A 21,049-nucleotide genomic window follows, 5' to 3' on the forward strand; every position below is an offset into this window, starting at 1 on the left:
CTGGACCTGATGACAAGCGGTCCCTCGGGCCCCGGGCGCCGCCGGGCCGAGAGCCCTGCGCGCAAGCCGTGGGGACGTCGGATCGTCGCGCTGGTCGTCGTGGCGGTGATCCTCGTCGGTGGCTACGTCGCGTACGGCAAGGTCTCCGACATGCTCGGCGGTCCCGAGGACTACACCGGGCAGGGCACCGGCGACGTCACGGTCGAGATCCCGAGCGGCGCCGGAGGCCAGCAGATCGCCACGATCCTCAAGGACGCCGGCGTGGTCAAGAGCGCCGAGGCGTTCTACCAGCTCGCGATCAAGGACTCCCGCTTCCAGTCGGTGCAGGCCGGCTTCTTCGCGCTGCGCAAGGAGATGTCCGCCGAGAACGCGCTCGTCGCGCTGATCGACAAGGGCAACCGTGTCGAGGGCAAGGTCACGATCCCCGAGGGCGCGCGCGTCGACCAGGTCGTCGCCACGATCGCGGCCAAGACCGAGATCTCCAAGGCCGATCTGCAGAAGGTGCTCGACGACCCGAAGGACCTCGGGCTCCCGGCCGTCGCGAAGGGCAACCCCGAGGGCTACCTGTTCCCCGCGACGTACGAGGTGCCGCCCGGCACGACGGCCACCGACCTGCTCAAGAAGATGGTGGCCAAGACCGTCGCGGTGGCGTCCGACCTCGACATCGGCACCCGCGCCAAGGCACTCGGCTACACCGGCGAGCAGATCCTGACCGTCGCCAGCATCCTGGAGTACGAGGCCAACAACGACGAGGACTACCCCAAGGTGGCCCGCGTGCTCTACAACCGGCTCGACCAGGGCATGCCGCTGCAGCTCGACTCGACCGTCTCCTACGTCAGCGGTCGCAAGGGCGACGTCTTCACGACGGAGGAGGAGCGCAACGCCGAGTCGGCCTACAACACCTACAAGAACCCCGGCCTGCCGCCGGGACCGATCGGCTCGCCGGGCGAGAAGACGATCGAGGCCGCGCTCAACCCCGCCGAGGGCAGCTGGCTGTTCTTCGTCGCGGTCAACCTCGAGACCGGTGAGACGGTCTTCTCCGACACGTTCGCCCAGCACAACCAGGCCGTCGCCAAGCTGCAGGAGTACTGCAAGACGGCCCCGGAGGGTGTCTGCGGATGATCTGTGCGGTGCTCGGCTCGCCGATCGCCCACTCGTTGTCGCCGGCGATGCATCGCGCCGCCTACGCCGAGCTGGGCCTGGACTGGACCTACGAGCCGGTCGAGGTCCGCGAGGGTGAGCTGGCGGCGTTCGTCGGTGCTCTGGGCGACGACGTCCGGGGGCTGTCGGTGACCGCTCCGCTCAAGCGCGAGGCCGCGGCCGCGGCGCACCAGCACGACGGCGTCGTCGAGGTGCTGGGAGTCGCCAACACGCTCGTCGTCGACGACGGCATGCTCTCGGCCTACAACACCGACGTCCCCGGCGCCGCCGCGGCGATCGAGGAGGCCGGCATCGGGGTGCCCCGCTCGGCGCGCATCCTCGGAGGCGGCGCCACCGCGGCGTCGATCGCGTTGACGCTCGTGCGGCTCGGTGTCGAGGAGCTCGACTTCGTGGTGCGTGATCCGGCCCGGGCCGTCGAGGCCGAGGCGGTCGCCCGTGGTCGGGGCATCGTCGTCAACGTCCGCAGGATCGACGAGCCGCTGCTCGACAAGGTCGACCTGCTCGTCTCGACGGTCCCTGACGAGGCGATCGGGGCCCGGTCCCACGAGCTGGTCGAGGCGTCCCGGGCCGTGTTCGACGTCGTCTACGACCCGTGGCCGACCGGTCTGGCCCAGGCGGCCGACGACGAGGGCGTCCCCGTGATCTCCGGCCTCGACCTCCTCGCGCACCAGGCCGTCCTGCAGGTCGAGCTGATGACCGGGTCCGAGGTCTCTCCACAGCTGCTGCGCGACGCAGCCCTCGCTGCCCTCCGATCTCGCTAGGGTTCGTGGCGTGACCATCGCCCTCGCCGTCGTCGTCGCCGCGCTCATCGGTGCTGCCGGCCCGCGAGTGCTGCGACGGCTCCCCGAGCCACCGGAACCGGCCGACGACAAGCTGCCGTACGCCGTCCTGTCCGAGCTGCGCCTCCTCACCGCCGGCCTCGCCGTCGCGGCCGCCGTCATGGCGGGTGTCGTCGCGTGGCGGATCGACGACCCCGAGCTCGTCCCCGTGTGGGTGCTGGTGTGCGGGGTCGGAGCGTGGCTCGCGTTCGTCGACTGGCACACCCGGCTGCTGCCGTTCCTGATCGTCGCCCCGCTCTACGTCGCGACGCTGCTGCTCGTCGGGCTCGGCGCCCTGCTGCTGCGCGACGTCGACGTCCTGCTCCACGCGGTGGTCGCCAACGCCGTCGTCTACGCGGTCTTCCGGCTGCTCTACTGGCTGGGCGGCCGGTTCTTCGGTGGCGCGTTCGGCTACGGCGACGTGCGGCTGTCGGGCGTGCTGGCCCTGGCGCTCGGTGCCCTGGGACGCAGCGAGGTCTTCGTCGGCATCTACGCCGGGTTCATCCTCGGGGCGGTCCTTGGCGTCGTCCTGGCGCGCATGCGGGTCATCGACCCTCAGGGCTATGCGTTCGGCCCGTTCATGATCGTGGGTGCCGTGATCGGCGCGGCGTTTGCGCCGGCGATCTACGGCGGCTGACCGGCCGCGCACCCCGAAAGTGTGCGATCCTGCACCGATCTCGCGGCCCGGACGGTGCACCTGCGCACAGTCCGTGGCGCCGATCGTGCAGACTCGCACACTTTCGGGGAGGGGCTGGTGAGGAGGGGCCGGTGACGAGAGGTGTTCATCAGCCAGCCACGGTCCCGGGTGCCGCAGGGGGCGTGGGAGAATCATCCCCATGCTTCGTTGGTTGACCGCTGGTGAGTCCCATGGCCCTGCGCTCGTCGCCGTCCTGGAAGGGCTGCCGGCCGGTGTGCAGGTGACCAGCAAGGAGATCCAGGCCGCCCTCGCCCGTCGTCGTCTCGGCTACGGCCGCGGTGCCCGCATGGCGTTCGAGCAGGACGAGCTCGAGATCGTCGGCGGCCTCCGCCACGGCTCGACGATGGGCAGCCCGATCGCGCTGCGCATCGGCAACAGCGAGTGGCCCAAGTGGGAGCAGGTCATGGCGGCCGACCCGGTCGACGCCGACGTGCTCGACGGGCTCAAGCGCAACGCGCCGCTGACCCGTCCGCGTCCCGGCCACGCCGACCTCGCCGGCATGCAGAAGTACGGCTTCGAGGAGGCCCGTCCGGTGCTCGAGCGGGCCAGTGCCCGTGAGACCGCCGCCCGCGTGGCCCTCGGCGAGATCGCCGCCCAGTTCATCCACCAGGCGACCGGCGCGACGATCGTGTCGCACGTCGTCGAGCTCGGCACGGTGCGCGCACCGGCCGGTGTCATCCCGTCGCACGGCGACGTCGAGGCGCTCGACGCCGACCCCGTGCGCTGCTTCGACCCCGAGACCAGCGCCGCGATGGTCGCCGAGATCGACCTGGCCCACAAGGAGGGCGACACGCTCGGCGGCGTGGTCGAGGTCGTCGTCGAGGGTCTTCCGCCGGGACTCGGCTCCTACACGCACTGGGACAAGCGCCTCGACGGCCGTCTCGCGCAGGCGCTCATGGGCATCCAGGCCATCAAGGGTGTCGAGATCGGTGATGGCTTCGAGCTGGCGCGCACCCGGGGCTCGCTCGCGCACGACGAGATCGTCCCCACGGCCGACGGCATCCGTCGCACCTCAGGGCGCGCCGGTGGCACCGAGGGCGGCATGACGACGGGCGAGATCCTGCGCGTCCGCGCGGCCATGAAGCCCATCGCCACGGTCCCGCGCGCGCTGCGCACGATCGACGTCGAGACCGGCGAGGAGGCCCGCGCCCACCACCAGCGCTCCGACGTCTGCGCGGTCCCCGCTGCCGGCATCGTCGCCGAGGCGATGGTGGCCCTGGTCGTGGCCGACTCCCTGATCGAGAAGTTCGGTGGAGACGCGGTCGAGGAGACCCGCCGCAACGTCGAGGGCTACCTCGCCAACCTGAGGCTCCGTTGAGCCCCACCGTCGTCCTGGTCGGTCCGCCCGGTGCGGGCAAGTCGACCGTCGCCGCTGAGCTGGCTGCCCGGCTCGGCCAGGTGTTCCGCGACACCGACGACGACATCGTCGCGAGCGAGGGTGTCCCGGTGCAGGAGATCTTCATCGACCACGGTGAGGCGCACTTCCGTGCGCTCGAGGAGAAGGCCGTCGCCGCGGCGCTCGCCGAGCACGACGGCGTGCTGTCGCTCGGCGGGGGAGCCGTGCTCAGCGAGGCGTCGAGGTCGCTGCTGCGTGAGCACCGCGTGGTCTTCCTCGACGTCGGTCTCGCCGCCGCCGTCTCCCGGGTGGGGATGAACGGCAACCGGCCGCTCCTGCTCGGCAACGTACGTTCACAGATGAAGGGACTCATGGATTGCCGCCGCCCCCTCTACGACGAGGTCGCCCGCTTCACCGTCGTCACCGACTCGCTGGACGCGAACCAGGTCGTCGACCAGGTCGTCCGCCTGATCGAGGAGGACCGATGACCACGCGCCTCACCGTGCCGACCAGTCGGCCCTACGACGTGGTGATCGGCAACGGCGTCCACGAGCAGCTGCGCGGGCTCGTCGGCTTCGGCATGGGAGTGCTCCGCGTCGCGATCATCCACGCACCGGCTATGCGCAGGCAGGCCGAGATCCTGCGGGAGCCGCTGGTGTCCGACGCCCTCGAGGTGCACCTCATCGAGGTGCCCGACAGCGAGCAGGCCAAGACGGCCGACGTGCTGACCTTCTGCTGGAAGGTGCTGGGCGAGACCGGCTTCACCCGCTCCGACGTGATCGTCGGTCTGGGCGGGGGAGCCACGACCGACCTGGCCGGCTTCGTCGCGGCCAGCTGGCTGCGCGGTGTCCGGTTCGTCAACGTCCCGACGACCGTGCTGGGCATGGTCGACGCCGCGGTCGGCGGCAAGACCGGCATCAACACCGCCCAGGGCAAGAACCTCGTCGGGGCGTTCCACGAGCCCGTCGGCGTCCTGTGCGACCTCGACGTCCTGCACAGCCTGCCGCCGGCCGAGATGCGCAGCGGCATGGCCGAGATCGCCAAGTGCGGGTTCATCGCCGACCGGACGATCCTCGAGCTCATCGAGGCGGCGCCCGAGGCGATCTCCGACCCCGGGTCGCCCATCGTCGCCGAGCTCATCACCAAGGGCATCGCGGTCAAGGCCCGCACCGTCGCGGGCGACCTGCGCGAGACGGGCGCCGACGGCTCGATCGGACGAGAGGCGCTCAACTACGGCCACACCTTCGGGCACGCGGTCGAGCGGTTCGAGGACTACCGCATCCGCCACGGCGAGGCCGTCGCGATCGGCATGGTCTTCGTCGCCGAGATCGCCCATCGCATCGGCCACATCGACCAGGAGCTGCTCGACCGGCACCGCTCGATCCTGCAGCTCGTGGGCCTGCCGACGACCTACCGGCCCGACATCTGGGAGGCGCTCCTCACCACGATGCGGCTCGACAAGAAGACCCGCGGCGACCAGCTGCGCTTCGTGGTCCTCGAGGGGCTGGAGCACCCGGTCATCCTCGGCGGCCCCGACGAGTCGCTGCTCGTCGATGCCTACCAGGCGATCTCGGCATGACGGCAGCAGCGCGTCGCTCGCGCCTCGTCGCGGCGCTGGCGGACCGTGACCTGGCCGGGCTGTTCGTCACGAACCTCGTCAACGTCCGCTACCTGACGGGGTTCACCGGCTCCAACGGTGCGATCCTCGTGCCCGTCGAGGGGGAGCCGGTCTTCCTCACCGACGGCCGCTACCGCGACCAGGCCGCGGCCGAGCTGCCCGACGTCGAGCACGTCATCACCCGCGACCTGCTGGGCGGGATGGCCGAGCGCACGGCGCCCGGCACCTACGGCATCGAGTCGCACACCATGAGCGTCGACGCCCACGCCCGGCTGGCTGAGCTGGCCCCCGCGCTGACGTTGCGTGGCGCGGGTCGGGTCGTGGAGTCGTTGCGCGAGGTCAAGGACGACGTCGAGGTCGCGGCGCTGCGCCGGGCGTGCGAGATCTCGACCCGTGCGCTTCAGACGGTGATCGAGGGCCGGCTCGTCGGGCGCACCGAGCGTGACGTCGCCCGTGAGCTCGAGGGCACGATGCTCGACCTCGGCGCCGAGGCCGTCGCGTTCGACACGATCCTGGCCTCGGGCCCGAACACCGCGATCCCGCACCACAGCCCCACCGACCGGGTGCTGGCCGCCGGCGACCTGCTCAAGGCCGACTTCGGCGCCCGGGTCGACGGCTACCACGCCGACTGCACCCGCACGGTCGTGCTCGGGCGCGCCGACGCCTGGCAGCGCGAGGTCTACGCGGCCGTCCAGCACTCGCAGGCAGCCGGCGTGGAGCTGCTGCGCGAGGGGGTCGAGGTGGCCGCCTCCGACGCTGCCGCACGCGCCTCGCTGGAGTCCTCCGGGTGGCTCGAGGCGTTCACCACGGGCCTCGGCCACGGGGTCGGCCTCGAGATCCACGAGGACCCGTTCATCGCGGGCTCGCACACAGGTAAACTGACCAGTCGCACCGTCCTCACGATGGAGCCGGGCATCTACGTGCCGGGCCGTGGGGGAGTGCGTATCGAAGACACCGTCCTCGTGACCGCGGGTGCCCCCGAGGTGCTCACCACGATGACCAAAGACCTCCTGGAGATCGGCTGATGGCCACCACGAACGACCTCAAGAACGGCATGGTTCTCAACATCGAAGGACAGTTGTGGTCCATCGTCGAGTTCCAGCACGTCAAGCCGGGCAAGGGCCCCGCCTTCGTGCGCACGAAGATGAAGAACGTCGAGTCCGGCAAGGTCGTCGACAAGACGTTCAACGCCGGCACCAAGGTCGAGACCGCGACCGTCGACAAGCGCACGATGCAGTACCTCTACAACGACGGCACCAGCTACGTGTTCATGGACACGACGACGTTCGACCAGACCGAGGTCTCGCCCGAGGTCATGGGTGACGTTGTGGGCTTCCTGCTCGAGAACCAGGAGGCCGTCGTCGCGACCAACGAGGGTCGCGTCCTGTTCGTCGAGCTCCCGGCGTCGGTCGAGCTGCTCGTCGAGCACACCGACCCGGGCCTGCAGGGCGACCGCTCCAGCGGCGGCACCAAGCCCGCCACCCTGGAGACCGGCAAGGAGATCCAGGTCCCGCTGTTCATCGTCAGCGGCGAGAAGATCAAGGTCGACACCCGCGACGCCAGCTATCTCGGCCGCGTGAAGGCCTGATGTCTGCTCGGACGAAGTCCCGCAAGCGCGCCCTCGACATCCTTTTTGAGTCCGAGGCGCAGAGCCTGCCGACCGGCGGCACCCTGGCCGACCGCGTGGGTGACACCGAGTACCCCGTCAACGAGTACGCCGTGCTGCTGATCGAGGGCGTCGTCGCCCACCGTGAGCGTCTCGACGAGATCATCACCGAGAACGCCAAGGACTGGACGCTCGACCGCATGCCGGCGGTCGACCGCAACCTGCTGCGGATCGGTGCGTTCGAGGTGCTCTACGTCGACGACGTCCCCGACGCGGTCGCCGTCAGCGAGGCCGTCAACCTCGCGAGCGAGCTGTCGACCGACGAGTCCCCGTCGTTCGTCAACGGGCTCCTGAGCCGCATCGTGGAGCTGAAGCCGACCCTGATCGGTTGAGCGCTCGATCTTTCTGCGTTTCCCCGTCATGACCTGCGGGGTCCTTGCTCTTCATGGGTGAGGCCCACAGGTCTCACCGGGGAGATACAGGGGACCAGGCGTGATCACTGAAGAGCTCATCGACATGATGGCCGAGAAGTGCATCCTCAACGACGACGACTTCGACGCGGTGGTGCTAGACGACAGCCCCAAGCGGATCCAGACGGTCAACCTGCACCACCTGGCGCTGGCCTCGAAGTCCGCCGACTTCGCGCGGACGATCGCGCGGGCCGACTACATCACCGCCGACGGCTGGCCGATCGTCTCGCTGATGCGGTCGCGCGGCATCGACCCGGAGCGCGTGACGGGGTCGGAGTTCCTCGAGCGCATGCTCGCCGGGCGCCAGTTCCACGGCAAGAAGGCCGCGATCCTGGGCGCTGACCGCCACACCGGCTACGACTTCCGGGGCCGTCTGCACGACTCCGGCCTGCAGGTCGTCTTCCGCGAGCACGGCAGCCGCGGCGACTGGAAGCCCAAGCGCCTAGCCCGCAAGCTGCAGAAGTACGGCGTCGACCTGCTCATCGTGGCCGTCACGCCGCCGTTCGGCGACATGATCGGCGAAGAGGTCCGCAAGGCGGGCTTCCGCGGCGTCGTCGTCAACGTCGGCGGTGCGGTCAACATGGTCACGGGCAACGCGACGATGGCACCGGGATGGGTGCGCGCGACCAAGATCGAGTGGTTCTACCGCCTGGCGCAGGAGCCGCGCCGGCTGTTCCGTCGCTACTTCGTCGAGTGCCTGCCGGTGTTCGTCAAGTACGTCCTGCCGCACTACTGGCGTCGTTCGCGGGCCTGACCCGGTCCCGGAGCGCCGCTGTCTCGGCCGTTGCGTCGTCGAAGCTCCCTGAACCCCCGACGATCGGTCCGGGCGGGTCGTGCGACGTGCCGAGCCGCGTCCAGAGCGAGGGCGACGCGCTGCTAGTGTTGCCGTGAACAACCGACATCCTTTAACGGCCGTCCCGAGAGGCGGAGAAGGAGGTCAGACATGGTTGCGTCTGACGACGCTGCACGTGCTGACACAGCGAACATTCCTGACACAGCGCACACGCCTCCCGCGGCAGCCCGCACGGTCCTGGACGACCAGGACATCTCCCGGGCCCTGACCCGCATCACGCACGAGATCCTCGAGCGCAACCGCGACTCCGCCGGTCTGGTGCTGCTGGGCATCCCGACCCGCGGTGTTCACCTGGCCCGCCGGATCGCGGCGCGCATGTCGGAGGTCGAGGGGCGCACGATCACCGCCGGCGCCCTCGACATCACGATGTACCGCGACGACCTGCGCCTCAAGCCGGCCCGGGCGCTGGAGCACACCGAGATCCCCGACGACATCGACGGCAAGGTCGTCGTGCTCATCGACGACGTGCTGTTCTCCGGACGGACGATCCGCGCGGCGCTCGACGCCCTCAACGAGCTCGGACGCCCCAAGGCCGTCCAGCTCGCCGTGCTGATCGACCGGGGCCACCGCGAGCTGCCGATCCGGGCCGACTTCGTGGGCAAGAACCTGCCGACGTCGCTGGCCGAGCAGGTCAAGGTGCGGCTCGCAGAGTCCGACGAGGGCGACTCCGTGGCCATCGCGGGAGGTGCCGCATGATCAAGAACCTGCTGAGCGCGGGCGACCTCGACCGCACCGACGCGATCCGCGTCCTCGACACCGCCGAGGAGCTCCTCGGCGTCGCGAGCCGCCCGATCAAGAAGCTGCCCACGCTGCGCGGGCGCACGGTCGTCAACCTGTTCTTCGAGGACTCGACCCGCACGCGCATCTCGTTCGAGGCCGCCGCCAAGAGGCTGAGCGCCGACGTCATCAACTTCTCGGCCAAGGGCTCGAGCGTCTCCAAGGGCGAGAGCCTCAAGGACACCGCGCTGACCCTGCAGGCCATGGGCGCCGACGCGGTCATCATCCGCCACCACAGCTCGGGGGCACCGCACCGCCTGGCCCAGGCCAAGTGGACCAAGGGTGCCGTCATCAACGCCGGCGACGGCACGCACGAGCACCCCACGCAGGCGCTGCTCGACGCGTTCACGATGCGCCGTCACCTCGCGCAGGGCGGCGACGGCAGCCTCGAGGGCAAGAACGTCACGATCGTCGGCGACGTGCTGCACAGCCGGGTCGTCCGCTCCAACGTCCTGCTGCTCCAGACGCTGGGCGCCAACGTCACGATCGTCGCCCCGCCGACGCTCCTGCCCGTCGGCGTCGACCGCTGGCCGGTCACGACGTCGTACGACCTCGACGCGTCGCTGGAGAAGGCCGACGCCGTGATGATGCTGCGGGTGCAGGCCGAGCGGATGAACGCGTCGTACTTCCCGAGCGCCCGCGAGTACTCGCGCCGCTACGGCCTCGACACCGCACGGCTGAACCGGCTGCCCGATCACGCGATCGTGATGCACCCCGGCCCGATGAACCGCGGCATGGAGATCACCGCCGACGTCGCCGACCACGTCCGGTCGGTCATCGTCGAGCAGGTCACCAACGGCGTCGCGGTCCGGATGGCCGTCCTCTACCTCCTGCTCGGCGGCGCAGCCGACGACACCAGCACGACAGAAGGAAACGCATGACCGACTACCTGATCCTCGGGGCCGACGTGCTCGGCAACGGCCCGACGGACCTCGTGCTCCGCGACGGCGTGATCGCCTCGCTCGGCGCCGACACCGCCGCACCGCGCGACGGGGTCGAGCTGGTGACGATCGACGCCACCGGGCTCGTCGCCCTGCCGGGGCTCGTCGACCTGCACACCCACGTCCGCGAGCCGGGCCGTGAGGACGCCGAGACGGTCCTCACCGGGTCGCAGGCGGCCGCGCGCGGCGGCTTCACCTGCGTGCACGCGATGGCCAACACCGAGCCGGTCGCCGACACCGCCGGCGTCGTCGAGCAGGTCTGGCGCCTGGGCCGCGAGGGCGGCTACTGCGACGTCCAGCCGGTCGGCGCGGTCACGGTCGGTCTCCAGGGCACGCAGCTCGCCGAGCTCGGCGCGATGGCCGACTCCGCCGCAGGGGTCAAGGTGTTCTCCGACGACGGCAAGTGCGTGTCCGACGCGGTCGTCATGAGGCGAGCCCTGGAGTACGTCAAGGCGTTCGACGGCGTCATCGCCCAGCACGCCCAGGAGCCCCGCCTCACCGAGGGGGCCCAGATGAACGAGGGCCCATTGTCGGGCGAGCTCGGCCTCACCGGCTGGCCGGCCGTCGCCGAGGAGGCGATCATCGCCCGTGACGTCCTGCTCGCCGAGCACGTCGGCTCGCGGCTGCACGTGTGCCACCTGTCGACGCGCGGATCGGTCGAGATCATCCGCTGGGCCAAGAGCCGCGGCATCGACGTCACGGCCGAGGTCACCCCGCACCACCTGCTGCTCAACGATGACCTCGTGCGCAGCTACGACCCGATCTACAAGGTCAACCCGCCGCTGCGCTCGGCCGACGACGTCGAGGCGGTCCGCGAGGGTCTCGCCGACGGCACGATCGACATCGTCGCGACCGACCACGCCCCGCACCCCATGGAGGACAAGGAGTGCGAGTGGTCCGCCGCGGCCTTCGGCATGCTGGGTCTGGAGACGGCGCTCTCGGTCGTCCAGCAGACGATGGTCGACACCGGACGCCTCACGTGGGAGCAGGTGGCCCGCGCGATGTCGAGCAAGCCCGCCGAGATCGGCCGCGTCGCCAACCAGGGCCGCCCGATCGCCGTCGGCGAGCCGGCCAACATCGTCCTCGTCGACCCGTCCGCCACCCGGACGATCGACCCCCGCGACACGGCCTCGCTGTCGCGCAACAACCCGTACGCCGGACTCACCCTGCCCGGAGAGGTCGTCGCGACCTTCCTGCGCGGCAGGGCGACCGTCCGTGACCGTGCACTCGTGACCCCGCTGGTGGAAGGACAGGTGACCGCATGACCGCCACGACCGAGGCGATCCTCGTCCTGGAGGACGGCCGCGTGTTCCGCGGCGAGTCCTACGGTGCCGTGGGCGAGACGATCGGCGAGATCGTGTTCTCCACCGGCATGACCGGCTACCAGGAGACCCTGACCGATCCGTCCTACAAGGGGCAGATCGTCGCCATGACCGCCCCGCACATCGGCAACACCGGCGTCAACGACGAGGATTTTGAGTCCCGCCGCATCTGGGTCGACGGCTACGTCGTGCGCGACCCCGCCCGGGTCCGGTCCAGCTGGCGGTCCAGCCAGACGCTCGACGCGGAGCTGGAGGCGCAGGGGGTCGTGGGCATCTCCGGGATCGACACCCGCGCGCTCACGCGTCACCTGCGCGAGCGCGGCTCGATGCGCGGCGGCATCAGCTCGGCCTCGACCGACGTGGCCGCGCTGCTGGCCAGGGTCACCGAGGCCCCGCAGATGAAGGGCGCCAGCTTCCTCGCCGACGTGACGACCGAGCAGACGTACGTCGTGCCGGCCGTGGGGGAGAAGCGGTTCACCGTCGCGGCGATCGACCTGGGCATCAAGGGCATGACCCCGCGCCGCATGGCCGAGCGCGGCATCGAGGTGCACGTCATGCCGGCCACGGCGACGTACGACGAGATCGCCGCGATCGGGCCCGACGGCGTGTTCATGTCGAACGGCCCGGGTGACCCGGCGACCGCCGACCACGCGGTCGCGACGCTCAAGCAGGTGCTCGCGGCACGCACGCCCTACTTCGGCATCTGCCTGGGCAACCAGGTCTTCGGCCGGGCGCTCGACCGCGGCACCTACAAGCTGGTCTACGGCCACCGCGGCATCAACCAGCCCGTGCAGGACCTCACGACCGGCAAGGTCGAGATCACGGCCCACAACCACGGCTTCGCGGTCGACGCCCCGCTGACAGGGACGTTCGAGACGCCGTACGGTCCCGGCCGCGTCACCCACGTGTGCCTCAACGACGACGTGGTGGAGGGGCTCGCGCTCCTCGACCAGCCGGCGTTCAGCGTCCAGTACCACCCCGAGGCAGCGGCCGGCCCGCACGACGCGGCCTATCTCTTCGACCGGTTCGTCGACCTCATGAGCGCAGAAAAGGCAGGTGTCTGATGCCGAAGCGCACCGACATCCAGAGTGTCCTGGTCATCGGCTCCGGCCCGATCGTCATCGGTCAGGCCTGCGAGTTCGACTACTCCGGCACCCAGGCGTGCCGGGTCCTGCAGGAGGAGGGCATCAGGGTCATCCTGATCAACTCCAACCCGGCCACGATCATGACCGACCCCGAGTTCGCCGACGCGACCTACATCGAGCCGATCACGCCCGAGTTCGTCGAGAAGGTCATCGCCAAGGAGCGCCCCGACGCGCTGCTGGCGACGCTGGGCGGGCAGACGGCGCTCAACGCCGCGATCCAGATGCACGAGGCCGGCGTCCTGGAGAAGTACGGCGTCGAGCTGATCGGTGCCTCGATCGAGGCGATCGAGAAGGGTGAGAACCGCGAGTCCTTCAAGGAGGTCGTGGCGACGCTGCCGCCCGAGTGGGGCGCGGAGTCGGCCAACTCGATCATCTGCCACACGATGCAGGAGTGCCTCGACGGCGTCGAGGGCCTCGGCGGCTACCCCGTCGTCGTGCGCCCCTCGTTCACGATGGGCGGCTCGGGCTCCGGCCTGGCCTACGACGAGGCCGACCTGCACCGCATCGCCGGCTCCGGCCTGGCGCTGAGCCCCACGACCGAGGTGCTGCTCGAGGAGTCGATCCTGGGGTGGAAGGAGTACGAGCTGGAGGTCATGCGCGACACGGCCGACAACGTCGTGATCGTCTGCTCGATCGAGAACTTCGACCCCATGGGCGTCCACACCGGCGACTCGATCACCGTCGCGCCCGCCATGACGCTGACCGACGTCGAGTACCAGCGGCTGCGCGACATCTCGATCGGCATCATCCGCGAGGTCGGCGTCGACACCGGAGGCTGCAACATCCAGTTCGCGGTCAACCCGGCCGACGGCCGCATCGTCGTCATCGAGATGAACCCGCGCGTCTCGCGGTCGTCCGCGCTCGCGTCGAAGGCGACCGGCTTCCCGATCGCCAAGATTGCCGCCAAGGTCGCGATCGGCTACACGCTCGACGAGATCCCCAACGACATCACGCAGGAGACGCCGGCCTCGTTCGAGCCGACCCTCGACTACGTCGTCGTCAAGGTGCCCCGCTTCGCGTTCGAGAAGTTCCCGGCCGCCGACCCGACTCTGACGACGCACATGAAGTCGGTCGGCGAGGCCATGGCGATCGGTCGCAACTTCACCGAGGCGCTGCAGAAGGCTCTGCGGTCGCTGGAGCGTCCGCAGGCGGTCTTCGACTGGAGCAAGCAGTGGGTCGAGCTCGACAAGGACGAGCTGCTCGCCCAGATCGCCGTGCCGCACGACGGCCGCATCAAGAAGGTCATGGACGCGATCCGGGCCGGCGCGACGCCGCAGGAGGTCTTCGACGCGACCAAGATCGATCCGTGGTTCGTCGACCAGCTCGCCCTGATCAACGAGATCGCGGTCGACCTGATCGAGGCCAAGGAGCTCTCCCCGGCGCTGCTGCGCCGCGCCAAGCGGAACGGCTTCTCCGACGCGCAGCTCGGCCGCATCCGCGGGCTGCCCGAGGACGTCGTCCGCGGCGTGCGCCACGCCCTCGGCGTGCGGCCGGTCTACAAGACCGTCGACACCTGCGCCGCAGAGTTCGCGGCCACGACGCCCTACCACTACTCCTCGTACGACGAGGAGACCGAGGTCGCGCCGCGCACGAAGCCCGCGGTCCTGATCCTCGGCAGCGGTCCCAACCGCATCGGCCAGGGCATCGAGTTCGACTACTCGTGCGTCCACGCGGCGATGGCCCTGTCGGAGGTCGGCTACGAGACCGTCATGGTCAACTGCAACCCCGAGACGGTCTCGACCGACTACGACACGTCGGACCGGCTCTACTTCGAGCCCCTGACGCTCGAGGACGTCCTGGAGATCGTGCACGCCGAGCAGCAGGCCGGCCCCGTCGTGGGCGTCATCGTGCAGCTCGGCGGCCAGACCCCGCTGGGCCTGGCGGCCGGGCTGGAGGCAGCAGGAGTGCCGATCGTGGGCACGCAGCCCGCCGCGATCGAGCTCGCGGAGGAGCGCGGTGCGTTCGCCCGTGTGCTCGACGAGGCGGGACTCATCGCTCCCAAGAACGGCATGGCCACGACGTTCGAGAACGCCAAGGAGATCGCCGACGAGATCGGCTACCCGGTGCTGGTGCGTCCCTCCTACGTCCTGGGCGGCCGCGGCATGGAGATCGTCTACGACGAGGAGACGCTCGCTGACTACATCGGCCGCGCCACCGAGATCTCGCCGGACCGGCCGGTCCTGGTCGACCGGTTCCTCGACGACGCGATCGAGATCGACGTCGACGCGCTCTACGACGGTCACGAGCTGTTCCTCGGCGGCGTCATGGAGCACATCGAGGAGGCCGGCGTGCACTCCGGCGACTCGGCGTGCGCCCTGCCGCCCATCACGTTGGGCGACCTGGAGATCCAGCGGATCCGCGAGGCGACTGAGGCGATCGCCCGGGGCGTGGGGGTGCGCGGCCTGGTCAACATCCAGTTCGCCCTGTCGTCCGACATCCTCTACGTCATCGAGGCCAACCCGCGCGCGTCCCGCACCGTGCCGTTCGTCTCCAAGGCGACCGCGACGCAGCTGGCCAAGGCCGCGGCACGGCTGATGCTCGGCGAGACGATCGCCGAGCTGCGCACCGCGGGCGCGCTGCCGGCGACCGGCGACGGCGGGCGTCTGCCCGACAACGCGCCGATCGCGGTCAAGGAGGCGGTCATGCCGTTCAACCGGTTCCGCACCTACGAGGGCACCTACGTCGACACGCTGCTCGGCCCCGAGATGCGCTCGACGGGCGAGGTCATGGGCTTCGACGCCGGCTTCGGCCAGGCGTTCGCCAAGTCGCAGGCCGGGGCGCAGAACGGCCTGCCCACCTCGGGCAAGGTCTTCGTGTCGGTCGCCAACCGCGACAAGCGGCACATGATCTTCCCGGTCAAGCGCCTCGCCGACCTCGGCTTCGAGATCCTCGCCACGAGCGGCACCGCCGTCGTGCTGGCCCGCAACGGGGTCAAGGCGACCGTCATCCGCAAGCTCAACGAGGAGCCCCTGGCGGGCCAGGTGCGCAGCACGATCGTGGAGAAGATCCACGAGCAGGACGTGCAGCTCATCATCAACACGCCCCACGGCGTGACGTCCGGCGGCAGCCCGCGCATCGACGGCTACGAGATCCGCACCGCCGCGGTGGCCGAGGGCATCCCGTGCATCACGACGGTGCAGGGGCTGGCCGCAGCGGTGCAGGGCATCGAGGCCCTCATCGAGGGCAGCATCGAGGTCACCTCGCTGCAGGACTGGGGCCAGCTCGTCACCGAGGGACGTTCCTGATGTCCTTCGGCTCGCGTGCACGGGTCGCGATGCAGGCCTATGGTCCGGCCTGCATCGGGATCGATCCGCACCCCTCGCTGCTGGAGCAGTGGGGTCTCGAGGACGACATCGAGGGCCTCGACCGGTTCGCGTCGATCTGCGTCGAGGCCTTCGCCGGCCAGGTCGCGTTCGTCAAGCCCCAGTCGGCGTTCTTCGAGCGGTTCGGCGCCAGGGGAGTGGTGGTGCTCGAGCGCACGATCGAGGACCTGCGCCACACCGGCTCGCTGGTCGTGCTCGACGTCAAGCGCGGTGACATCGGCTCGACCGCGCAGGCCTATGCCGACGCCTACCTCGACGACGACGCGCCGATGGCGGCCGACGCCATCACGGTCAGCCCGTTCCTCGGCTTCGGCTCGCTCGCCCCGTTCTTCGACGTGGCCGAGAAGAACGACGCCGGCGTGTTCGTGCTGGCGCTGACCTCCAACCCCGAGGGCCCCGAGGTGCAGCACGCCAGGAACGGTGACCGCACCGTCGCCGGAGGCGTCCTCGCGCAGCTCGCCGAGCTCAACGCGGGCGCGACGCCCATGGGGTCCTACGGCGCCGTCGTCGGCGCGACGATCGGCGACGCGACTGAGGACCTCGCGATCAACGGCCCGCTCCTAGTGCCCGGCTTCGGTGCCCAGGGCGGCACGGTCGACGACGTGCGGCGGCTGTTCGGCGGCGTGATCGACAACGTCATCCCGTCGACGTCGCGGGGCGTGCTTGCCGCAGGCCCGGATGTGCAGGCGCTCCGCGATTCTGCGGCTCGGGTCAACGCCGAACTTGTAGGGTCGTAGGGCCCGGTCATGACCGCCCGTCGAGGAGGCACTGCATGAAGACGATCGCCGCTCTCGTGGCCACGACCGTCGTCGCGGCCGCCACGCTGGCCGGCTGCGGCGGGGACAGCGAGTACTGCGCGGCGGTCAAGAAGGACCAGTCCACGCTGGAGTCGTTCGGCCAGAAGCGCACCGACGCCGCGTTCGCGGGCTACCGCAGCGCCACGCGTACGATCGCCAAGCTCGCCCCCACGACGATCCGCAAGGACTGGACGGCCCTGTCGACGGCGATCGCCGACGTGCAGGCGGCCCAGAAGGCGGCGGGCCTCAAGCTGGAGGACGTCTCGGTCGACGCCGTCGCGCAGCTCACGCCCGAGCAGGGCGAGAGCCTCAACAGCTCCTACACCGCGTTCAACTCCGCCGTGTCGAAGCACGGCAAGCGGGTCGCCGCCGACGTGAAGTCCGAGTGCAGCGTGACCCTGCAATGATGAACCGCACGGATCAAGAGAGGTGACACCAGTGGCACTCCCGATACTGACGCCCGAACAGCGCAAGGCGGCGCTGGAGAAGGCCGCCATGGCCCGGCAGCTGCGTGCCGAGGTCAAGACCCGGCTCAAGAGCTCGCGCGCGAGCCTCACCGAGGTCATCGCGGAGTCGAAGGCCAACGAGGTCATCGCCAAGCTCAAGGTCATCGACCTGCTCCAGGCCATGCCCGGGGTGGGCAAGGTGCGTGCGCAGGAGATCATGCAGCGCATCGGCATCGCCGACAGCCGGCGCCTCCGCGGCCTCGGTGCCAACCAGATCAAGGCTCTCCTCGCCGAGTTCGCCGACCGGTCAGACCGTTCTGGCCGTGCCTGACGCGGCAGCGCCCGGCCGGTCACGACTCGTCGTGCTCGCCGGTCCGACGGCCGTCGGCAAGGGAACCGTCGCCGCGTGCGTCCGCCGTGAGCACCCGGACATCTGGATCTCCGTCTCGGTCACGACCCGCCCCGCCCGACCCGGCGAGGTCGACGGCGTCCACTACCACTTCATCTCCGACGACGAGTTCGAGCGGCTGGTCGCCGAGGATGGACTGCTCGAGTGGGCCGTCGTGCACAGCGCGGCCCGCTACGGCACGCCGCGCGCGCCGGTCGAGGAGCATCTCGCCGCCGGCACCCCGGCCCTGCTGGAGATCGACCTGCAGGGGGCCCGGCAGGTGCGCGAGCGCATGCCGGAGGCCCTCATGTGCTTCCTGAAGCCGCCCAGCTTCGAGGAGCTCGAACGGCGGCTCGTCGGTCGCGGCACCGAGGGCCCGGAGGAGCGCGAACGCCGTCTGGCGACCGCCCGGATCGAGCTGGCGGCCGAGTCGGAGTTCGACGTGACGATCGTCAACACCGATGTCGAGACCGCCTGTGAAGAATTGGTAGACTTGTTCAGATCCGGCACCAGTCGGGTACCTTCCTAAACTTTTCTGTGAGGCTTTGTGTCCACGACACGTTCCACTGCCATCGGCATCACCAACCCGCCCCTCGACGACCTGCTCGAGAAGGCGGACAGCAAGTACAAGCTCGTCCTCTACAGCGCCAAGCGCGCTCGCCAGATCAACGCCTACTACTCGCAGCTCGGCGAGGGCCTGCTCGAGTACGTCGGACCGCTCCTGGAGACGGGCGTCCAGGAGAAGCCGCTGTCGATCGCGCTGCGCGAGATCAACGCCGACCTCCTGACCGTCGAGGACATCGACCCCGAGGCCGAAGCAGCAGCTGCCGAGAAGGCCTGACACCTCCGTGCCGGAGGCCAACGACATGGCTGAAGTGGTCCTGGGCGTCGCAGGTGGCATCGCCTCCTACAAGGCGGCCGAGCTCCTGCGCCTCTTCACCGAGTCAGGACACAGCGTCCGCGTCGTGCCGACCGAGTCGTCGCTGCACTTCGTGGGCGCTGCCACGTGGGAGGCCCTCAGCGGCAAGCCCGTCCAGGTCGGCGTGTTCGAGCACGTCGACGAGGTGGCCCACGTCCGCATCGGTCAGGGCGCCGACCTCGTGCTGGTGGCTCCTGCGACGGCCAACATCCTGGCCAAGGCCGCCCACGGCCTCGCCGACGACCTGCTGACCAACACGTTGCTCACGGCACGTTGTCCGGTCATGTTCGCGCCCGCGATGCACACCGAGATGTGGGAGAACGCCGCGACCCAGGCCAACGTCGCGACGCTGCGGGCCCGCGGCCACGTGGTGATCGAGCCCGCGGTCGGTCGTCTCACCGGTGTCGACACCGGCAAGGGGCGCCTGCCGGCGCCGGCCGAGATCTTCGCCGCAGCGCTCGACGTCCTCGCCGGGCGCGCGCAGGACCTGGCCGGCCGGCACGTCGTCGTCTCGGCCGGCGGCACGCGTGAGTTCCTCGACCCGGTCCGCTACCTCGGCAACCGATCGTCGGGCCGTCAGGGCTTCGCGCTCGCCGCGGCCGCCGTGTCGCGGGGCGCCCGTGTGACCGTCGTGGCGGCCAACGTCAGCCTGCCGCGGCCTGCCGGCGTCGACGTCGTCGACGTGGTGAGCACCGAGGAGCTGCGCCAGCAGGTGCATCGTGCGGCGGCCGACGCCGACGCGGTCGTGATGGCTGCCGCACCGGCCGACTTCCGCCCGGCCGACGTCGTCGGCGCCAAGATCAAGAAGACCGCCGACGGGGTCGCACCCGAGATCCGGCTGGTCGAGAATCCCGACATCCTGGTCGAGCTCGTCACGGCCCGCACCAGCAAGCGTCCCGTCATCGTGGGCTTCGCAGCCGAGACCGGCGACGCCTCGGCGAGCGTCATCGAGCACGCTCGCGCCAAGCTGGCCCGCAAGGGCTGCGACCTGCTCGTCGTCAACGACGTCAGCGGCGGTCAGGTCTTCGGCCAGGACGACAACGAGGCTGTCCTGCTCGGTGCCGACGGGTCGGTCGAGCAGTTCCCGAGAGGGCCCAAGGGCGAGCTCGCCCACCAGATCTGGGATGCCGTCGTCCATCGCTTGGACTGAGCGAAACCACAGGGCATCTCGCTCGTTACACTTCCGTACAGTCATCAACCCAGGAGACAATGTGAGCCGCTTGTTCACGTCCGAGTCCGTCACTGAGGGACACCCGGACAAGATCGCCGACCAGATCAGCGACAGCATCCTCGATGCCCTGCTGGCCGAGGACCCCAAGAGCCGCGTCGCGGCTGAGACCTTCGTGACGACCGGCATGGTGCTGGTCGGTGGCGAGGTCACCACGCAGGCGTACGTCGACATCGCTCGCATCGCCCGTGACCGGGTGCTCGAGATCGGCTACGACTCCTCCACCAAGGGCTTCGACGGGGAGTCCTGCGCCGTGCAGGTCACCCTCGACGCGCAGAGCCCCGACATCGCGCAGGGCGTCGACAACGCGGAGGAGGCCCGCGTCGGCGGCGCCACCGACCCGCTCGACCTCCAGGGTGCCGGCGACCAGGGCCTGATGTTCGGCTTCGCGGTCGACGAGACGCCCGAGCTCATGCCGCTGCCGATCACGATCGCGCACCGTCTGGCCGAGCAGCTGACCGCGGTGCGCAAGGACGGCACGCTGCCGTACCTGCGTCCTGACGGCAAGACCCAGGTCACCATCGAGTACGACGATGACGACAAGCCCGTCCGGGTCGAGGCCATCGTGCTGTCCACGCAGCACGAGGAGGGCATCGACCTGGAGTCGCAGCTCGCCGTCGACATCAAGAAGCACGTCATCGACGCGGTGCTCGCGCAGTACGACATCGACTCCTCGGACTACCGCCTGCACATCAACCCGACGGGCAAGTTCGTCATCGGTGGCCCCATGGGCGATGCGGGCCTGACCGGCCGCAAGATCATCGTCGACACCTACGGCGGCTACGCGCGCCACGGTGGCGGCGCCTTCTCGGGCAAGGACCCGAGCAAGGTCGACCGCTCGGCCGCCTACGCGATGCGGTGGGTCGCCAAGACGATCGTCGCGTCCGGCCTGGCCACCAAGGCCGAGGTCCAGGTCGCCTACGCGATCGGCGTCTCGAAGCCGGTCGGCTTCTACGTCGACACCTACGGCACGGAGACCGTGCCGGTCGACAAGATCCGTGAGGCCGTCCTCGAGGTCTTCGACCTGCGCCCCGGCGCGATCGTCCGCGACCTCGACCTGCTGCGTCCGATCTACGCGCAGACCGCCGCCTACGGCCACTTCGGCCGTGAGGGGCTGCCGTGGGAGGACACGAGCCGCGCCGACGCGCTGCGTGCCGCTGCCGGCGCCTGACGCATCCCGCACCAACACGACGGCCCCCGCCTC

22 protein-coding genes are annotated in these 21,049 nt (G+C 70.1%); all 22 read left to right on the forward strand.

The window, feature by feature from the left end; all coding sequences use genetic code 11:
• Positions 1-9 precede the first annotated feature (9 nt).
• The 22 genes from mltG (at position 10) to metK (ending at position 21,016) form a co-directional block, all read left to right on the forward strand.
• Positions 10-1,122, forward strand: a complete 1,113-nt coding sequence (mltG, locus tag HQK15_RS12030; RefSeq protein ID WP_173491691.1) for an endolytic transglycosylase MltG — start codon at positions 10-12, stop codon at positions 1,120-1,122.
• Positions 1,119-1,922 carry a shikimate dehydrogenase gene (locus tag HQK15_RS12035; protein WP_173491692.1) on the forward strand — a complete coding sequence of 268 codons (804 nt, stop codon included), beginning with the start codon at positions 1,119-1,121 and terminating at the stop codon, positions 1,920-1,922. Before mltG ends, HQK15_RS12035 begins: the two co-directional genes overlap by 4 nt.
• A gap of 10 nt (positions 1,923-1,932) precedes the next feature.
• On the forward strand, positions 1,933-2,616 hold the full coding sequence (locus HQK15_RS12040) for a prepilin peptidase (RefSeq protein WP_173491693.1): 684 nt from the start codon (positions 1,933-1,935) through the stop codon (positions 2,614-2,616).
• Positions 2,617-2,815: 199 nt separating this feature from the next.
• Positions 2,816-3,994, forward strand: coding sequence for a chorismate synthase (gene aroC / locus HQK15_RS12045; protein WP_217361604.1), 1,179 nt, complete (start codon positions 2,816-2,818; stop codon positions 3,992-3,994).
• The gene (locus HQK15_RS12050; protein WP_173491694.1) at positions 3,991-4,500 is read left to right on the forward strand and encodes a shikimate kinase; all 510 of its coding nucleotides are present in this window, start codon (positions 3,991-3,993) and stop codon (positions 4,498-4,500) included. Before aroC ends, HQK15_RS12050 begins: the two co-directional genes overlap by 4 nt.
• Entirely contained in the window at positions 4,497-5,591 is a 1,095-nt protein-coding gene (aroB, locus tag HQK15_RS12055; RefSeq protein ID WP_173491695.1) for a 3-dehydroquinate synthase, read from the forward strand. The genes HQK15_RS12050 and aroB overlap by 4 nt, the downstream gene beginning before the upstream one ends.
• Positions 5,588-6,655 carry a M24 family metallopeptidase gene (locus tag HQK15_RS12060; protein ID WP_173491696.1) on the forward strand — a complete coding sequence of 356 codons (1,068 nt, stop codon included), beginning with the start codon at positions 5,588-5,590 and terminating at the stop codon, positions 6,653-6,655. The genes aroB and HQK15_RS12060 overlap by 4 nt, the downstream gene beginning before the upstream one ends.
• Entirely contained in the window at positions 6,655-7,218 is a 564-nt protein-coding gene (efp, locus tag HQK15_RS12065) for an elongation factor P (protein ID WP_173491697.1), read from the forward strand. The genes HQK15_RS12060 and efp overlap by 1 nt, the downstream gene beginning before the upstream one ends.
• Positions 7,218-7,628, forward strand: a complete 411-nt coding sequence (nusB, locus tag HQK15_RS12070) for a transcription antitermination factor NusB (RefSeq protein ID WP_173491698.1) — start codon at positions 7,218-7,220, stop codon at positions 7,626-7,628. The genes efp and nusB overlap by 1 nt, the downstream gene beginning before the upstream one ends.
• Before the next feature lie 100 nt (positions 7,629-7,728).
• Positions 7,729-8,460: a WecB/TagA/CpsF family glycosyltransferase gene (locus HQK15_RS12075; RefSeq protein WP_173491699.1), complete on the forward strand. Its 732-nt coding sequence runs from the start codon at positions 7,729-7,731 to the stop codon at positions 8,458-8,460.
• 189 nt (positions 8,461-8,649) lie between these two features.
• Positions 8,650-9,255, forward strand: coding sequence for a bifunctional pyr operon transcriptional regulator/uracil phosphoribosyltransferase PyrR (gene pyrR, locus HQK15_RS12080; protein ID WP_173491700.1), 606 nt, complete (start codon positions 8,650-8,652; stop codon positions 9,253-9,255).
• Positions 9,252-10,217: an aspartate carbamoyltransferase catalytic subunit gene (locus tag HQK15_RS12085; protein WP_173491701.1), complete on the forward strand. Its 966-nt coding sequence runs from the start codon at positions 9,252-9,254 to the stop codon at positions 10,215-10,217. Before pyrR ends, HQK15_RS12085 begins: the two co-directional genes overlap by 4 nt.
• Positions 10,214-11,542, forward strand: coding sequence for a dihydroorotase (locus HQK15_RS12090; RefSeq protein WP_173491702.1), 1,329 nt, complete (start codon positions 10,214-10,216; stop codon positions 11,540-11,542). The genes HQK15_RS12085 and HQK15_RS12090 overlap by 4 nt, the downstream gene beginning before the upstream one ends.
• A complete protein-coding gene (gene carA, locus HQK15_RS12095; protein WP_173491703.1) occupies positions 11,539-12,663 on the forward strand; it encodes a glutamine-hydrolyzing carbamoyl-phosphate synthase small subunit in 1,125 nt (374 codons plus the stop codon). The genes HQK15_RS12090 and carA overlap by 4 nt, the downstream gene beginning before the upstream one ends.
• Positions 12,663-15,989: a carbamoyl-phosphate synthase large subunit gene (gene carB / locus HQK15_RS12100; protein ID WP_173491704.1), complete on the forward strand. Its 3,327-nt coding sequence runs from the start codon at positions 12,663-12,665 to the stop codon at positions 15,987-15,989. Before carA ends, carB begins: the two co-directional genes overlap by 1 nt.
• Positions 15,989-16,804, forward strand: coding sequence for an orotidine-5'-phosphate decarboxylase (gene pyrF, locus HQK15_RS12105; RefSeq protein ID WP_173491705.1), 816 nt, complete (start codon positions 15,989-15,991; stop codon positions 16,802-16,804). The genes carB and pyrF overlap by 1 nt, the downstream gene beginning before the upstream one ends.
• Positions 16,805-16,839: 35 nt before the next feature.
• Complete coding sequence (locus tag HQK15_RS12110; RefSeq protein WP_173491706.1) at positions 16,840-17,271, forward strand: hypothetical protein; 432 nt, start codon at positions 16,840-16,842, stop codon at positions 17,269-17,271.
• A 31-nt stretch (positions 17,272-17,302) separates the two neighbouring features.
• Positions 17,303-17,641: an integration host factor, actinobacterial type gene (mihF, locus tag HQK15_RS12115; protein WP_173491707.1), complete on the forward strand. Its 339-nt coding sequence runs from the start codon at positions 17,303-17,305 to the stop codon at positions 17,639-17,641.
• Positions 17,634-18,227, forward strand: a complete 594-nt coding sequence (gene gmk / locus HQK15_RS12120; RefSeq protein ID WP_367649150.1) for a guanylate kinase — start codon at positions 17,634-17,636, stop codon at positions 18,225-18,227. The genes mihF and gmk overlap by 8 nt, the downstream gene beginning before the upstream one ends.
• 18 nt (positions 18,228-18,245) lie before the next feature.
• Positions 18,246-18,539, forward strand: a complete 294-nt coding sequence (gene rpoZ, locus HQK15_RS12125; protein ID WP_173491709.1) for a DNA-directed RNA polymerase subunit omega — start codon at positions 18,246-18,248, stop codon at positions 18,537-18,539.
• 7 nt (positions 18,540-18,546) lie between these two features.
• Positions 18,547-19,767, forward strand: a complete 1,221-nt coding sequence (gene coaBC, locus HQK15_RS12130) for a bifunctional phosphopantothenoylcysteine decarboxylase/phosphopantothenate--cysteine ligase CoaBC (protein WP_496349912.1) — start codon at positions 18,547-18,549, stop codon at positions 19,765-19,767.
• 61 nt (positions 19,768-19,828) lie between these two features.
• A complete protein-coding gene (metK, locus tag HQK15_RS12135; RefSeq protein WP_173491711.1) occupies positions 19,829-21,016 on the forward strand; it encodes a methionine adenosyltransferase in 1,188 nt (395 codons plus the stop codon).
• The last annotated feature ends 33 nt before the right edge of the window (positions 21,017-21,049 follow it).

Source organism: Aeromicrobium stalagmiti (genome assembly GCF_013283745.1).
Lineage (GTDB): Bacteria > Actinomycetota > Actinomycetes > Propionibacteriales > Nocardioidaceae > Aeromicrobium > Aeromicrobium stalagmiti.

What these genes read in the sequence shown, in the direction of transcription:
- HQK15_RS12090 (WP_173491702.1), top strand. Translation starts at nt 10,214, where the DNA reads ATGACCGACTACCTGATCCTCGGGGCCGACGTGCTCGGCAACGGCCCG.
- carB (WP_173491704.1), top strand. Translation starts at nt 12,663, where the DNA reads ATGCCGAAGCGCACCGACATCCAGAGTGTCCTGGTCATCGGCTCCGGC.
- pyrR (WP_173491700.1), top strand. Translation starts at nt 8,650, where the DNA reads ATGGTTGCGTCTGACGACGCTGCACGTGCTGACACAGCGAACATTCCT.
- aroB (WP_173491695.1), top strand. Translation starts at nt 4,497, where the DNA reads ATGACCACGCGCCTCACCGTGCCGACCAGTCGGCCCTACGACGTGGTG.
- nusB (WP_173491698.1), top strand. Translation starts at nt 7,218, where the DNA reads ATGTCTGCTCGGACGAAGTCCCGCAAGCGCGCCCTCGACATCCTTTTT.
- HQK15_RS12060 (WP_173491696.1), top strand. Translation starts at nt 5,588, where the DNA reads ATGACGGCAGCAGCGCGTCGCTCGCGCCTCGTCGCGGCGCTGGCGGAC.
- efp (WP_173491697.1), top strand. Translation starts at nt 6,655, where the DNA reads ATGGCCACCACGAACGACCTCAAGAACGGCATGGTTCTCAACATCGAA.
- pyrF (WP_173491705.1), top strand. Translation starts at nt 15,989, where the DNA reads ATGTCCTTCGGCTCGCGTGCACGGGTCGCGATGCAGGCCTATGGTCCG.
- aroC (WP_217361604.1), top strand. Translation starts at nt 2,816, where the DNA reads ATGCTTCGTTGGTTGACCGCTGGTGAGTCCCATGGCCCTGCGCTCGTC.
- HQK15_RS12085 (WP_173491701.1), top strand. Translation starts at nt 9,252, where the DNA reads ATGATCAAGAACCTGCTGAGCGCGGGCGACCTCGACCGCACCGACGCG.
- HQK15_RS12110 (WP_173491706.1), top strand. Translation starts at nt 16,840, where the DNA reads ATGAAGACGATCGCCGCTCTCGTGGCCACGACCGTCGTCGCGGCCGCC.
- carA (WP_173491703.1), top strand. Translation starts at nt 11,539, where the DNA reads ATGACCGCCACGACCGAGGCGATCCTCGTCCTGGAGGACGGCCGCGTG.
- HQK15_RS12035 (WP_173491692.1), top strand. Translation starts at nt 1,119, where the DNA reads ATGATCTGTGCGGTGCTCGGCTCGCCGATCGCCCACTCGTTGTCGCCG.
- mltG (WP_173491691.1), top strand. Translation starts at nt 10, where the DNA reads ATGACAAGCGGTCCCTCGGGCCCCGGGCGCCGCCGGGCCGAGAGCCCT.